The organism is Wigglesworthia glossinidia endosymbiont of Glossina morsitans morsitans (Yale colony) (genome assembly GCF_000247565.1).
In the GTDB taxonomy this organism is placed as follows: Bacteria; Pseudomonadota; Gammaproteobacteria; order Enterobacterales; family Enterobacteriaceae; genus Wigglesworthia; species Wigglesworthia glossinidia_B.
Map to the genome: position 1 here is coordinate 290,686 of NC_016893.1, position 15,668 is coordinate 306,353.

11 protein-coding genes, 1 tRNA gene and 1 pseudogene are annotated in these 15,668 nt (G+C 23.7%); 4 read left to right on the forward strand and 9 right to left on the reverse strand.

Annotated features, from left to right (window positions below):
• The first annotated feature begins 71 nt into the window (after window positions 1-71).
• Complete coding sequence (gene rpoD, locus WIGMOR_RS01450; protein ID WP_014354067.1) at window positions 72-1,892, forward strand: RNA polymerase sigma factor RpoD; 1,821 nt, start codon at window positions 72-74, stop codon at window positions 1,890-1,892.
• Between the two features lie 71 nt (window positions 1,893-1,963).
• Window positions 1,964-2,036 (forward strand) — tRNA-Ile (locus WIGMOR_RS01455).
• Window positions 2,037-2,098: 62 nt separating this feature from the next.
• Here WIGMOR_RS01455 and WIGMOR_RS01460 read toward each other — a convergent pair.
• From WIGMOR_RS01460 to WIGMOR_RS01505, 9 genes and pseudogenes are all read right to left on the reverse strand, one after another.
• Entirely contained in the window at window positions 2,099-2,911 is an 813-nt protein-coding gene (locus tag WIGMOR_RS01460) for a winged helix-turn-helix domain-containing protein (protein ID WP_014354068.1), read from the reverse strand.
• 1,152 nt (window positions 2,912-4,063) lie between these two features.
• Window positions 4,064-4,537 carry a phosphatidylglycerophosphatase A family protein gene (locus WIGMOR_RS01465; protein ID WP_014354069.1) on the reverse strand — a complete coding sequence of 158 codons (474 nt, stop codon included), beginning with the start codon at window positions 4,535-4,537 and terminating at the stop codon, window positions 4,064-4,066.
• A gap of 142 nt (window positions 4,538-4,679) precedes the next feature.
• Window positions 4,680-5,546, reverse strand: a complete 867-nt coding sequence (thiL, locus tag WIGMOR_RS01470; protein ID WP_014354070.1) for a thiamine-phosphate kinase — start codon at window positions 5,544-5,546, stop codon at window positions 4,680-4,682.
• A 6-nt stretch (window positions 5,547-5,552) separates the two neighbouring features.
• Window positions 5,553-5,970: pseudogene (gene nusB / locus WIGMOR_RS03450) on the reverse strand (transcription antitermination factor NusB).
• An 18-nt stretch (window positions 5,971-5,988) separates the two neighbouring features.
• The gene (gene ribH, locus WIGMOR_RS01485; protein ID WP_014354073.1) at window positions 5,989-6,453 is read right to left on the reverse strand and encodes a 6,7-dimethyl-8-ribityllumazine synthase; all 465 of its coding nucleotides are present in this window, start codon (window positions 6,451-6,453) and stop codon (window positions 5,989-5,991) included.
• 45 nt (window positions 6,454-6,498) lie between these two features.
• On the reverse strand, window positions 6,499-7,641 hold the full coding sequence (gene ribD / locus WIGMOR_RS01490; RefSeq protein WP_014354074.1) for a bifunctional diaminohydroxyphosphoribosylaminopyrimidine deaminase/5-amino-6-(5-phosphoribosylamino)uracil reductase RibD: 1,143 nt from the start codon (window positions 7,639-7,641) through the stop codon (window positions 6,499-6,501).
• 361 nt (window positions 7,642-8,002) lie between these two features.
• Window positions 8,003-8,932 (reverse strand): aspartate carbamoyltransferase, encoded by a 930-nt coding sequence (gene pyrB, locus WIGMOR_RS01495; RefSeq protein ID WP_014354075.1) that lies wholly within the window; start codon window positions 8,930-8,932, stop codon window positions 8,003-8,005.
• A 63-nt stretch (window positions 8,933-8,995) separates the two neighbouring features.
• Entirely contained in the window at window positions 8,996-11,641 is a 2,646-nt protein-coding gene (locus WIGMOR_RS01500) for a valine--tRNA ligase (RefSeq protein WP_014354076.1), read from the reverse strand.
• A gap of 164 nt (window positions 11,642-11,805) precedes the next feature.
• A complete protein-coding gene (locus WIGMOR_RS01505) occupies window positions 11,806-13,329 on the reverse strand; it encodes a leucyl aminopeptidase (protein WP_014354077.1) in 1,524 nt (507 codons plus the stop codon).
• 178 nt (window positions 13,330-13,507) lie between these two features.
• Here WIGMOR_RS01505 and lptF point away from each other — a divergent pair, with 178 nt between their 5' ends.
• Both lptF and lptG read left to right on the forward strand, forming a co-directional pair.
• Window positions 13,508-14,581, forward strand: coding sequence for an LPS export ABC transporter permease LptF (gene lptF, locus WIGMOR_RS01510; protein WP_014354078.1), 1,074 nt, complete (start codon window positions 13,508-13,510; stop codon window positions 14,579-14,581).
• Window positions 14,582-14,592: 11 nt separating this feature from the next.
• Window positions 14,593-15,663 carry an LPS export ABC transporter permease LptG gene (gene lptG, locus WIGMOR_RS01515; protein ID WP_014354079.1) on the forward strand — a complete coding sequence of 357 codons (1,071 nt, stop codon included), beginning with the start codon at window positions 14,593-14,595 and terminating at the stop codon, window positions 15,661-15,663.
• Window positions 15,664-15,668 lie beyond the last annotated feature (5 nt).

The following is a 15,668-nucleotide window of genomic DNA, read 5'->3' on the forward strand; positions in this document are numbered from 1 at the left end:
TTTAAAAAATATGTTTTTAAAATTTTTAAAATTTAATAAAAAATAGTTTATTATTTGAGGTTACATTTTTTATGGAAAAAAATCAACAGTCACAACTAAAGCTACTAGTTACTCGTGGCAAAGAACAAGGCTATTTGACTTTTTCCGAAGTAAACGATCATTTACCAGAAAACATTTTAGATTCTCATCAAATTGATGATATCATTCAAATGATAACAGATATGGGAATTCAAGTTATGGATGAAGCACCTGATCCTGATAATTTACTCCTACCAAATTCAACAGAAAATTTAGACGAAGATGTTGCAGAAGTAGCAGCTCAAGTTTTATCTAATGTTGAATCAGATTTTGGGCGTACTACAGATCCTGTAAGAATGTATATGCGAGAAATGGGCAGCGTTGAGTTGCTAACTCGAGAGGGAGAAATTAATCTTGCAAAACGCATTGAAGATGGAATCAATCAAGTTCAATGTTCAGTAGCAGAATATCCCGAAACTATTACTTATCTTTTAAAACAATATAATTTTATTTTAAAAGGAGAATTGCGATTATCAGATTTAATTACTGGTTTTATTGATCCTAATATTTCTATGGACGCTGCTGCTATATCTGCTACAATAATTTCAGACTTATCAGCAGAAGAAATATCTGTAGATGATCATCATGTTACAGACGAAAACAACATCGATGTAGAATTAGCGCATCAAAAGTTCTTAGAATTACAACAACAATATGATATTACTTATAATTCTATTCATATACATGGAAGAAATCATGTAAATTCTATTAAAGAAATTACAAAACTTGCAGATTTATTTAAACAATTTCGATTTGTACCAAAACAATTTGATTGTTTAGTGCATATTATTCGAGCAGTAATTGCAAAAATTAGGATACATGAAAGACGTATTATGCAATTATGTGTAAGCGTCGGAAAAATGCCAAAAAAAAGCTTTATTGCTTTATTTACCGGGTGTGAAACCAATGAAAATTGGTTAAAAAAAGCTTTGTCTTTAAACAAATCTTGGTCAAAAACGCTTAATAAACTATATCATTCTATTTATTTTAGTATTAATAAACTAAAGCTTATAGAAAATGAAACTGGATTAACAATAAAGCAGGCGAAAGATATTAATCGTCGTATTTCTCTCGGCGAAGAAAAAGCTAAACGTGCAAAAAAAGAAATGGTCGAAGCAAATTTGAGATTAGTAATATCTATAGCAAAAAAATATACTAATCGAGGACTACAATTTTTAGATTTAATTCAAGAAGGCAATATTGGATTGATGAAAGCTGTAGATAAATTTGAATATAGACGTGGTTATAAATTTTCTACTTATGCCACATGGTGGATTCGACAAGCTATTACAAGATCAATTGCGGATCAAGCACGTACTATTCGAATACCAGTTCATATGATTGAAACAATTAATAAACTAAATAGAATTTCTAGACAAATGTTACAAGAGATAGGTAGAGAACCTACACCAGAAGAACTATCAGAAAAAATGTTTATGCCAGAAGATAAAATTAGAAAAGTATTAAAAATTGCTAAAGAACCTATTTCTATGGAAACCCCAATAGGGGATGATGAAGATTCACACTTAGGAGATTTCATAGAGGATACTTCGTTAGATTTACCCTTAGATTCTGCAACATCTGAAAGTTTGCGTTCAGCCACACATGATGTATTGTCAGGATTAACTCCAAGAGAAGCAAAAGTATTAAGAATGCGGTTTGGCATTGACATGAGTACGGATCACACTTTAGAAGAAGTTGGAAAACAATTTGATGTTACTAGAGAAAGAATTCGTCAAATTGAAGCAAAAGCTTTAAGAAAATTACGTCATCCTAGTCGTTCAGAAATTTTACGCAGCTTTTTAGACGATTAAAAGCTAGTTATATGAACGCACGTAAAAATGACTCTTTAAAAAAATTCAAAAAACTGATATATTTACTGTTTGGCCCTTTAGCTCAGAGGTAAGAGCAGGCGACTCATAATCGCTTGGTCGCTGGTTCAAATCCAGCAAGGGCCAAAATTATAATAATTTTAAAGATTATAATTTTAAAATCAAATAAACTAATTTTTTAACAAATTTTACATTTCTCTTAAATTATAAAAGAAAAAATTTAAGCAATTAGATATCCGTTCTTTTTCGTCTCTATAACATTTAGCCATAAAAGTACGAGTATTAATATTTTCTTGCATTAAAGGATCTGATATGACAGATCTCGAAAAGATTACAATATAATTTTTCTTACATTGTTCGCCTTGCATAACTGAAGCAATTTTTGTATTGTAGTCATTTTTTTCTAATGTTGGAATGGGATGTATAGTATATACTTTGCAAGAATTTACCTGATCAAAAAAATATAATTTTTGATTAAGATCTTGTTTTTGATTAAATATAAAAAATAAACCAGTTCCAGTAATAAAAATAAATAAAAAAGCAAAAATTGTCTTATATTTTTGAAATACATGATTTTGAGAAATTAAATTTTTTCCAAAAAAAATGTTTCTTTTAAAGTATGATTTATTATTACTGATAAAATCAAACTTTTTGCTATTCTTTATTTCTTTGATAGCAAGTTGATCATTTAGTTTCAAACCTTTTTTAGGAATAGTTATGATGACTGAAGAATTTAGACCGAGTTTTCTTAATCCTTTTCGAATTAAACTAATTTGTTGATTTAAATTTCCATTTGACGGTTGTAATCCGTGTACATGCCAAATGTTTTCAAATAAATGCTCTCTCGAAAGAGGCCCGGAATTTTTACGATATTTAATGAGTTCTTCTAGAACTCTTCCTGCGGAATGTGACAATTTAATGAATTTATTTTTTTTACGAAACAAACTCAAATTATATTCTATTGTATCAAAAATTACTAATGAATTGATTATATATTTCATCGGCTACTCCATACTCGACTAGCCTATCTATTAAGTCTATTTAAGGCGTCTATAAAAGTAACAATTAAATTTATCTAAATGCATTAAAATGAATATATTTAATAAGCATTAAAATATTTAAAAAATTAATTATTACATTATTAATATAAAATTTTTTATTTTTAATAAATTAAACAAAATATTTGTTAAACTTTAAAATATTTTTAATGCATTAATAATGAATAAATTTTTAAAAAATTTATATCAATATATTTTTTTTATATTTGTAATTAAAATTTTTTTATAATTCAAAATAAATTTCAATTGTATTATAATTAAATTATAATAATTTATTTTTTAAAAATTTAATTATAAAAAAAATTTTATTATTCAGATATTTATTTTAACTTTCTTAAGTTTTAATATTTTTATTTTATTTATTAAATATAGTATATTTTTTTTGATCTAAAGATTTTATCTTTTTAAGATTGAATTATTGTTTTTTTAAAATATAAATAATGTTTGATGAAATATTCCAATTATTTTATTTAATTTTTCAAAAAAAATTTTTTAAATTAAATATATTTTTTATTATATCATATATAAAAAAAAGTTGAAATATATTTCATTTTAAAATATCAAATATCATAATACAACTATTATTTTAATCATAAACAGAGATTTAATTTTTTTAATATTTATATATTAAAATATTTTTTTGAGAAATCATTTTTTATTTTAATTCAATAAAAATAAATTTTTTTTAATATTAACTATTAAACAATATAAATTATATGTATAATATATGCAGTTTTTTATAATATAGTAAATAAGTTATTATTTATTAACTTTATTAGTTTGTTTTATTAGTAATTTAAATAAAATTATTAACATACTTATATAAAGTATAATCATATATTTTATATAAAATAATTTTTAATATTTTATATAAAAAAAAATTATTAATTTAATACATAAATTTATTTTTTATATAAAAATTTGTAATAAAAATATAAATTTTTTTGAAATATGCAATCTAAATAATTAATAATAATTCATTTTGTATAAAAGTTTTATTAAAAAAATTAAGCATATTAAATTTAAATTTAATTAAAATAATTTTTACATTAAAAAATCAATTTTTTATATTAGAAAACTAAAAAATTTAAATTGCTAAATAAAAATTTTTAATATTATAATCGAATATATTCCTGCAACAATATCGTCTAGAATAATTCCAAAACCATTTAAAATATTTTTATGAATAATTCGAATAGGATAAGGTTTCCAAACATCAAAAACGCGAAAAACTATAAATTCAGTAATTATATCGTAATAACTATTTTCATGATAAAAAAATAAAATTATCCACATACCAATAAATTCATCTAATACAATACATGGATGATCGTGACATCTTAAATCTTGAGCAGTTTTGTCACAAAAATATACTGCTAGTAAAAAAAAAATAAATACTATACTCCAATGATATTGAAAAAAAATATAAATATAATTCCATATAAAAATTGCAACTACTGAAGCAATTGTTCCCGGAAAATGAGAAATTAAACCGACTCCAAATCCTGTAGCTAAAAAATGTATAGGATTACATATATTAAATTTTAAATCTTTTTTATTTATTTGCATAATATAAAATACTAAAAATGTTGATATGCTGAATTGTTATTTATAATATTTGAATATTTTCCTATTAACTGTAATCCTATTTTTTTTGAACAAATTTCTCCGATACAAGTTAAAATGATACCTGTTTTTTTTAATAAAAATTTTAGTTCTTTTTTTTTTTTTTAGGAATTGTAAAACATAATTCATAATCTTCGCCGCCATATAAAGCAAATGATACAGCGCGTTTATATTCAACGTTTTTTAACAAATATGATGATATTGGCAAATTATCTAAATAAATTTTTGCCCCACATTGACTACTATTCAATATATTTTTTAAATCTATTATAGTACCATCAGAAATATCACAAGCAGCATTAACAAGATGTCTTAAAATAATGCCTTCGTTAACTCTTGGAATAGGGCGTATGTGTCGATTAATCAAATAATTTCTGCTTTTCTTATCTGTAATACGCAAATTATTCATCAAAATTGATAATCCTGCTGCGCTATCTCCTAAAGTACCTGTAACGTATATAAGATCTTTAATTTTAGCACTATAACGGGACATTTTAATATTGTTATTTTTTGGAATTATTCCTTGAGCAGTTATAGTAATACTTAATGGACCTTTATTTAAATCCCCACCTATTAATTTTACGTTAAATATATTTAAATTATGAAATAATCCTCGGCTATATTTAGATATCCATAATTCGTTAATAAATGGTATAGTAAGAGACAATAAAATCCATTTAGGAGATGCACCCATAGCTGCAAGATCGCTTAAATTGACTGATACAGATTTATAGCCTAAATCAAATGGATGAATTTTTTCTAGAAAATGTGTATTTAATACTAAAGTATCCATAGTGATAACTATATAAGATGCAGCATGAATTATTGCACAATCATCACCAATTTTAGATTTAATATATTTGTTTTTTTTATTAAATTTATTAAAATATTTATTAATAATGTATTTTTCTTTCTTGTTATAATTTTTTTTTTCTTGAAATTTTATGTTCATAAATATTTATTTAATTTTTAAATTTAAATTTGTTGCAACTTTATCTAATACTCCATTAATAAATTTATGACTTTTTTCTGCACCAAAAATTTTTGCCAATTCAATTGCTTCATTAATCGCAACTTTATATGGAATTTCTGTATCATGATACAATTCAAATATAGCTATTCTAAGTACAGATAATTCTATATGACAAATTTGTTGTATACTACGTGATAACAAGCATGGTAATATTAATTTATCTAAATTATTTTTGTTTTTAATTACTCCATAATATATTTTTTTAAAATAATTAATATCTATGCATTTTTTTTTTATTTAATAAAACATATTTTTGAATTTCTAATATGTTGTTATTAGAAACTTGCCAAGAATAAAGCGCCTGCAAAGCACATTGCCTAGCATGCCTGCGATAGGTACTCATATAATTTAATTCCTTAATTTATATATTTTTTAATAAATTTATCATTTCTAGCAAAGATAATGCTGCATCCGATCCTCTATTACCTAACTTTGCTCCTGCTCTATCTATACCTTGTTGAATATTGTTGAGATATAAAATACTTGAAATAATCGGAACATTATTTTCTATACTTATATTTGATATAATAACATTCAAATCTCGAGAAATAATTTCAAAATGTAAAGTTTCTCCTTTAATTATTGTTCCTATAGTAATAAATCCATTATATCTTTTTTTCATTATTAAATTTTTAATTGTCAAAGGTATTTCGCATACACCTGGTACCCAGATGGTATGTATATTTTCATAACTTATTTGACCAACAAGTTTTAATGTGCTAATTGCACCATCGAGTAAGTTTTTATTAATAAACTCATTAAACCGTGCTACAACGATAGCAATTTTTATATGAGAGGATTTTAGTGAATTTTCAATAATCTTCATAATAATCCTTATAAAATAATTTTCATTAAATAAAATTCAAAATTTTTATTTAATAGGTTTTAAATTTAATCGAACATCTTCACCGATTCTATATACATTAGATATAAGAAATTTTGGTGCATTATCTAAATCGATTATTTTAGATAAAAAAAATAAAGGAAATGCGTGTTCTCCTAGAATTTTAGGAGCTTGATATAATATGATTTCATCTAATAAACCTGCATTTAAAAATGCACCAGATAAACGTGCACCAGATTCTATTAGAATATTATTAATATTGAAATTCCCTAATTTTAACATTAAAGATAGTAAATTGATATTTTTTGAATTTTGATCTACATCATTTATATGATGTAAAACAATTTTTTCTATAGAGCTTGGCCAATTTAAATTATCTTTTTTTGTTCTAACTAATAAAATTTTACCTTGTTCTTTAAAAAATAAATTTTCTGGTGTAATTTGATTTAAATTATCAATTACAATTCTAATTGGTTGCCTAACTTCATTTTTTGGATATATATTTTTTATTTTTCTAGAAAATTCATCCCATCTAACTGTTAATTTTGACTGATCTTTTAAAATACTAGTAGCACTAGACAAAATTGCATCGCTTTCTGCACGAAGTTCTTGTACGTTCTGACGAGATTTTAATGATGTAATCCATTTACTTACTCCATATTTGGTTGCAGTACGTCCGTCTAAGGTAGCAGCTAATTTTAGCTTAATCCATGGAATACCAGATTTCATACGTTTAAAAAAACCAACATTTAAATTTTTAGCAACATTTTGCATAAAATTATATTTTACTTCAATTCCTGATTTTTTTAAAATTTCGAAGCCTTTACCTGACACTTTAGGGTTAGGATCAATAGTAGATGCTATCACCTTTTTAACTTTTGCTTTAACTAAAGCATGTGCGCATGATGGAGTTTTTCCGTGATAGCTGCATGGTTCCAAAGTTACATAAACTGTAGAACCTTGTACGCATGTTTTAGTAGATTTTAATGCAGATATTTCTGCATGATCAGATCCTGATTTTTTATGATAACCTTCTCCTATAATGCAATTATTTTTTACAATCACACAACCGACGTTTGGATTAGGCGAAGTAGTAAAACGACCTAATCGTGCTAATTCGAATGCTCGAGATAAATATATTTTATCTTTTTGAGTAAAATTTTTTTTCATATTGCAATTTGCTAATATAAAATTTCAAATTTATTTTTTTTATTGTAAAATGGAATTATTTAAATTGATCATATCAATGTTTTTATAAAAATGTATTTATATTATATCATACAACTCTAAAATAAAATAATGTTAAAATATTTTAATTTTATAGATTAATTATTTTAATGTAGTCAAGTATCAATTTTTAGTTATTTATTAATTAAAAAACATTTAATATTAAAAATATTTATAATTCATAGTTCTTTTTTTTAAAAAAAACTTAAATATATCATATTTTATCGTTTTTTATTATACGTATGTTGCAATTATTAAAAGTTAATTTTGTACTGAATATATTTTATAAATATGCATATTTTTATCAAAAACTTTTATTAAATATTACAGCTAAAATAGCTTGTCTTACAAATATACCATTTGCTGCTTGTTGAAAATAATAAGCATGATTTGTACTGTCTACTTCATATGAAATTTCATCCGCTCTAGGTAGAGGATGTAATATTTTAAGTGTTTTTTTTGCAAAAAATAAATCTTTTCTACTCAAAACAAATTTTGCATGAATTTTTGCGTATTCAGATACGTCTAAACGTTCTTTTTGGATTCTAGTCATGTAAAGTATATCAATACGTTTAATTACGTCTTTTACTTCATTATGAAAATAATATTCTATTTTTTTTTCTTTTAAAATATTAATAATGTACTTGGGCAGCATAAGTTCTTGATGAGCAATGAAATGAATACGATTGTTTTTAAATTTTGATAAAGCTTGAGTAAGTGAGTGTACGGTTCTACTATATTTTAGGTCACCTACAATTGCTATTTCAAGATGATTTAATCTCCCTTGTGTATCTTGAATGCTAAATAAATCTAAAATTGTTTGCGTAGGATGTTGATTTGAGCCATCTCCAGCATTGATGACTGGTATTCCTCCGGAATGTTCAGAAGCTAATTTAGATGCTCCTTCTTTAGGATGTCGTAAAATAATAGCATCTACATACTTGCTAATTACTAAAATAGTATCTATAAAACTTTCTCCTTTTTTTGCTAAAGATGTATGTGATGCGTCAGAAAATCCTATTGATGATGCTCCTAATCGATAAATAGCAGACTCAAAAGATAATCTTGTACGAGTAGATGCTTCTAAAAAACAAACTGCGATAATTTTATTTTTTAATAATTTTGGTTGAGATTTATTTTTTAGTTGAAAAGCAATTTTAAGAATCAATTGAAGATGATCTTTAGTAAAATCGCTTATTGAAATGAGGTGTTTTTTGTATAATGGATTTATCATAACTATGTTTATAAAGAATAGTATACAACTTTATTCTATTTCATTAGGTAATTAGTATGTGCATTATCCTAAATATAATTCGACATTTTTTATGAGCTTTGGATTTTCATTTAAATTTTTTTTAGAATTTTTTAAATTAAAATTAATACTTTTTAAATTAAATATTTTGCAAAATATATCCATATATTGGATAATAAAATCTATTTCTTCTCGAGTGCAGTTTATTAAATATGCGTTTATTGGCTGCTTAAGAGGAATTTTCATATCAGTTTTTAATATTCTTATTTCAATCAGAATTTTTTTAAACCATTCTACTAAACAATACTGATGCTCGTCATCTAAAGATAAGAATACTTTTTCGGGAAATTTTTCGAGCATAAGTATACTTTTTGTTGTCTTTCCAAATTTTTTTTGAAAACTTTGCCAAATTTCTTCAGTAATAAATGGAACAAAAGGATGTAATATTTTTAATAAATTTTTTAATATAGTGAGTAAAGTATAATATGTACTCTCTAAATATAAAATAATTTTTTCTTTAAAAATCATTTTACTAATTTCTAAATACCAATCACAAAATTGATGCCATATAAATTGATATAAATTATTTGCAGACAAATCAAATCTGAAATTATCTAAATATTTTATATGTAATTCTAAAATTTTATTATATTTATAAAATATCCAATTGTCTAAAGGAGAAAAATAAATTTTATTTTTATCAAAATTTATTTTTTTATTTTCTGTATTTATAAATATGAACCGACTAGCATGCCATAATTTATTGCAAAAATTTTTGCATCCTATTATTTGATTAATTTTAACATTAATATTTCTAGTATTTGCAGCAATAAAAGCCATACTAAAACGCAATGCATCTGCTCCGCATGCTTGGATCCCATTTGGAAATTCTTTTTTTGTAGAATTTTCAATTTCTTTTTTTAAATTTAAATCGTATATATTTTGTGTTCTTTTTTGTAATAATTCGTAAAGCGAAATTCCGTCGATTATATCTATAGGATCAATAACATTTCCTTCAGATTTTGACATCTTTTTTCCGTACTGATCCCTAATAAGTCCAGTAATATAAATTTTATTAAACGGGATATGAGATTTTCCAGATGAATCTTTTACTATATACATAGTTAACATAATCATACGAGCAATCCAAAAATAAATAATATCAAAGCCACTAACTATTATATTTGTAGGATGAAACATATTAAAATATAAAGATTTTTCAGGCCATCCCAATGATACAAAACTCCATACTGCAGAAGAAAACCATGTATCTAATACGTCTTCGTCTTGTACAAGTTTGATATCTGTTTTTATTTTAAATTTTTTTCTTATTTCAGATTCGTTGTTTCCTGCATATGGAACTTGGTTGTTGTCGTACCAAATTGGAATTTGATGACCCCACCATATTTGACGAGATATGCACCAATCTTCAATATTATTCATCCAGCTAAAATATAAATTTTCGTATTGCTTTGGTATAAATTCAATTTTACCGTCTTTAACGGCTTTCATGGCAGTTTTTGCTAAAGATTTCACTTTTAAATACCACTGATGTGTTATCATGGGTTCTAAAATAACATTACTGCGATCTCCTACTGGAAATTTAATTTTTTTCAACTGCACTTTAGTGATATATCCTAATTCTTTTAATTTTTTTATAACTAGTATACGCAATTTATTTTTTTCTATATTATGAAATTCTTCTGGAATATTAATTTTAGAATTTTTAATTATTTTACCTTGATAATCAAATACCTCCGGTAATTCACGCAGATTACCAGAAAATGTAAAAATATTTATCATGTTTAATTTATGTTTTTTACATATATTAAAATCATTAAAATCATGTGCAGGAGTAATCTTTAAGCAACCAGTACCAAGTTCCATATTAACATGAGAGTCTTCTATTATAGGAACAGTACGATTTAACAACGGTACAATAACACATTTTCCAATTAAATTTTGATATCGAGTATCTTCGGGGTTTACTGCAACAGCGACATCGCCAAAAATAGTTTCTGGTCGAGTAGTAGCGACTTCTAAAAAGTTTAGTCCTTCTTTTGTTTTTAAATGATTATCTATTTTATATTTTAAGTGCCACATTTTTGAGTTTTTTTCATAATGTTTGACCTCTAAATCTGATATAACAGTATTTAGTTTTGTATCCCAATATATTAAACGATTCTTTCTATATATTAATTTTTTTTCATATAATCTTAAAAAGATATTACGAATAGATTTTGATGCCTGTTCATCCATTGTAAATCTTAACAAATCAAAATCTGCAGTACATCCTAATCGTTTAATTTGTTTAATAATTAATTTTTCTGCTATTTTTTTCCATTTCCAGGCTTTTCGGAGAAATTCTGTTTTTCCGCAATCAAAACGTGTTTTACGTGCTTGGTATTTTAATTGGTTTTCTAAAATACTTTGTGTAGCAATTCCTGCATGATCAATACCTAATTGTAATAATGTGTTTTTTCCTTTCATACGATGATATCTAATTAAAATATCAATAATACTTTGCTGAAAAGCATGACCTATATGCAAGCCTCCAGTGATATTAGGCGGAGGTAGAATAATACAAAAGTTTTTTTTGTTTAAGTTAACATAAGTTTTAAAACATTGATTTTTTTCCCAAATTTGATATGAATTTGACTCGACATTTTTTGGATGATAATTTTTCTTCATAATAAATTTTAATTTTGAATAAAAACTGTTTGATAATTAAATTTTGGAAGTTTAAATTTTTGTGTATTTTCAGTATTAAATAAAGTTTAAATGATTTTTTTAATATATTAAATTGTATATTTGTATAAAATTTTACTATACAGCTATTATATAATTTAAGTTAATTATTTAGCATTTAAATCTTCATCAAATTTTTGATTCATATGATCTATTAAAAATTGTGTTAATAATGCTACTGGTCTTCCGGTAGCCGAATTATTTTTACCTGATGTCCAAGCTGTTCCGGCTATATCTAAATGCGCCCATCTATATTCTTCTGCAAATTCTTGTAAAAAGCATCCAGCAGTAATAGCGCCTCCATCATTTCCATTTACATTTGATATATCAGCAAATTTTGATTTTAATTGATATGCAAATTTTTTATGCAAAGGTAATCTCCAAACTAAATCATATGTAATTTTTGAAGCATCTAATATTTTTTGACATAATTTATCACAATTTGACATTAATCCAGTATAATGATGTCCTAAAGCAACAACACATGCTCCGGTAAGTGTAGCAATATCAATTACTAATTGAGGATTGAATTTTTTTACATAAGAAAGTACATCGCATAATACTAATCTGCCTTCTGCGTCTGTATTAAGAATTTCTACCGTTTTTCCTGATAATGTTTGAACGATATCTCCAGGACGACACGCAAATGCATCTGGCATATTTTCGCAGCACGCCAATATTCCAATAATATTTAAGTTTAAATTTAATTTCAATACTGCGTGCATTGTTCCCAGTACTGCTCCTGCTCCACACATATCATATTTCATTTCGTCCATTTTGCGTGATGGTTTAAGTGAAATTCCTCCAGAATCAAATGTTAATCCTTTTCCAATTAAAACTATAGGATTTTCGTTAGGTTTATTACTACCATGATATTTGATAACTGCAATATAAGGTGCTTTTTTTGAACCTTGACTAACAGATAAATATGCATGCATTCCAATTTTTTGCATTTCTTGCTGATCGATTATTTCTATTAAAATTTTCTTAGAATTTGTATCTTGTAGTTTATATGATTGATGTGATAAATAATATGGATCGCAAATGTTCGGCGGGGTATTGCTTAAATCTTTAGCGATTTTCACTCCTAATGCAATAGATTGACCGTGCTGAATAGCTAACTGTGCTTGCTTAATTTCGTTTCGATAGGGAATATAAAAAAGCACTTCATTCAAATATATTTTTGGTATTTTTGTATGTTTTTTAAAATTATTTAAGGTATATAGCTCTGTTTGTATTATTTCTATTGTTTGTCTAATTTTCCAATAGATGTTTAGATTGCTAATATTTAATGAAGATAAAAATAATATAATTTTTTCATATTTTATCAATTTAATATATTTAATGATAGCTTGTATGATTTTTTGATATTTATCGATATTTATATTTTTTGATTTTCCGCATCCAACAGTTAATATAGCGTTTTGAGGATGTGTAAAATTCTGTACTAAAATGCAAGAACCTAGATGTGACGATATTTTTTTATTTTTTATAAAATTTAAAATATCATTTTTATTAATTTGTGTTATATACTGAAGCGATTTAGGTTCATTTATTTTGTCAAAAATTTCTAAAATACAAATCATGTTACTGGTAAAATTTGTATTATTTTTTAAAATACTAAATTGCATAAGAATTCCTGTTAAATAAAATTTGTATTTTAGTTTATAAAATTTTATTTCATTTTACTATTAGTAATAGTAATGATTTATTGTAAATAATAAAAATTTTTAAAACCATAAAATAATAATATTAAATTTATTTCTTATTATACATTAAGTAAAAAATTTTTGAAACTAATTATAAATCGTGATTATTTTAAAATATTTAACTAAAAAAATACTAAAATTTCAGATATTAATTTTGTTAATTTTATTTTTTGTATTTTTATCTCAAAAATTAGTTCGTGTTTTATCTGTTTCTATAGAATATTCTATTCCTAAAAAATTAATATTTTCTTTACTTTTTTTTAGTATTCCAGAAATACTAAAACTAGTACTACCTTTAAGTTTATTTTTAGGTATTTTTTTTGCTTTGCAATCTTTGCAAGAAAATAACGAAATTGTTGCTATACAGACTTGTGGTATAGGATATATAATTTTTTTTAAAATTACGTTATTTTTTAATTTTTTAGTTATGTCATTTTCTTGGATAAATGCAATGTGGATATCACCATTAGCGTTTAATTATAAAAATAAAATATTAACAAATAATCGATTTAATTCAAATTTACTTGCTTTCAGTCCAGGACAATTCAATATTATGCAAAATAATAATTTTATATTTTTTTTTCAAAAAATAGAAAATGAGAATTTAAACAACATATTGATTGTAAAATTTTGGAATCAAAAAGAAGCTTTTTGTCCGATAATATTAACTGCAAAATCGGGAAAAATTTATAAGAAAAAAACAAATATTAAATATTATATAACTTTAAATAATGGACAATATTTTTATGCTAATTTGCAATCAAATGATTTTTGGATAACATCTTTTAAGAAATATTATCTAGAAATAACAAAAAATATTCCTAACATGCATATAGAAAATCCAGAAAATTTATTATTACAAAATTTATGGAAATTAGATAATTTAGAGTCAAAAATAGAATTACATTGGAGATTTACAATTGTATTTGTAGTTTTTATTATGTCAATTCTAGCAAATATTTTAGGAATTTATACAACACAAAAAAATAAATTTTTTAATTTATTTATCGGTTTATTATTTTATTTAACATTTTTTTTTATACAAACATTTATTTATACTAATTATCAATTGTTGCAAAAATATTCAGTATTATGTATGTGGATAATAAACGTTTTTTATATTTTTTTTATATTTGTTTTTGCACAATATAAAAAAAATTTTTTTTATAAGTAAAGCAATAGTTTATGTTTAAAATACTAGATCGATATATTTTTTATTTATTTTTTAAAACAACTTTTTCTACATTATGTATGCTAGTATCTTTTTCTAGCATTGTAAAATTTATAGATAGAATACGTCAAATACAAAATTTTAGTTTATCTTTGTTAGATATAGCATATCTAACAATTTTATCTCTTCCAAAAGAAATTGAAGAGTTATTTCCAATAGTGATCCTAATTAGCACTTTATGGAGTATAGGGATATTAGAAATTAACAAAGAGACTATAGCTATTGAGTTATCTGGAATTAGTCGTACTCAAATTTCAGCTTCAATATTAAAATCGATATTCGTATTTCTTTTGATTTATATTTTTATTATTGAATGGATCATTCCTAAAAATCAAAAAATAGAATATTATTATCTTTATTCTAAAAATAAAAATTCTCAAATTTTGAAAAGAAATAATTTATGGATAAAAAATAAAAATCATTTTATATTTATATATGACACTTTATATTTCGATAGTTTATCAAAAATTAACATTTATACACTTAATTCAAATAACCAAATAGAAGAGATATATTATATTAATCATGCTTTTTATAAAGATAAAAAATGGATATTATATAAAGTCAAAAAAATTAAAATATTTGAAAATAAAATTATAGAATCTAAGAAGTTTGATAAAATTTTTTGGAATACAGATTTAGTTCCTAAAACGATACAATCTATCGCTTTTCCTCCAGAAACACTTTCTATTATTAATTTATACAATTACATTTACTATTTAAAAAATAATGCTCAAGTATATAAAAAATATCAAATAATCTTTTGGAATAAATTATTTTCACCATTATTTATTTTTATTATAATGCTTACTATTTTACGAATAGTGTTCGGAAAGCTATATTATTATAATATAAAAATAAAAATTTTGTTTGGAATTAGTTTAGGATTTATTTTTTATTTTTTAAATAACATTTGCAATTCAATTACTATTATATATCCTATTCCTACAAGCTTAGGAGTCTTTATTCCAGCATTTATATTAATTGGAATAAATTTGATAATTAAAAAAAAAATACATGTATAGTATTA

Coding starts and splice junctions, on each gene's coding strand:
- WIGMOR_RS01505 (WP_014354077.1), bottom strand. CDS start 13,329: ATGCAATTTAGTATTTTAAAAAATAATACAAATTTTACCAGTAACATG.
- pyrB (WP_014354075.1), bottom strand. CDS start 8,932: ATGATAAATCCATTATACAAAAAACACCTCATTTCAATAAGCGATTTT.
- thiL (WP_014354070.1), bottom strand. CDS start 5,546: ATGAACATAAAATTTCAAGAAAAAAAAAATTATAACAAGAAAGAAAAA.
- lptG (WP_014354079.1), top strand. CDS start 14,593: ATGTTTAAAATACTAGATCGATATATTTTTTATTTATTTTTTAAAACA.
- WIGMOR_RS01460 (WP_014354068.1), bottom strand. CDS start 2,911: ATGAAATATATAATCAATTCATTAGTAATTTTTGATACAATAGAATAT.
- ribH (WP_014354073.1), bottom strand. CDS start 6,453: ATGAAGATTATTGAAAATTCACTAAAATCCTCTCATATAAAAATTGCT.
- ribD (WP_014354074.1), bottom strand. CDS start 7,641: ATGAAAAAAAATTTTACTCAAAAAGATAAAATATATTTATCTCGAGCA.
- rpoD (WP_014354067.1), top strand. CDS start 72: ATGGAAAAAAATCAACAGTCACAACTAAAGCTACTAGTTACTCGTGGC.
- WIGMOR_RS01465 (WP_014354069.1), bottom strand. CDS start 4,537: ATGCAAATAAATAAAAAAGATTTAAAATTTAATATATGTAATCCTATA.
- WIGMOR_RS01500 (WP_014354076.1), bottom strand. CDS start 11,641: ATGAAGAAAAATTATCATCCAAAAAATGTCGAGTCAAATTCATATCAA.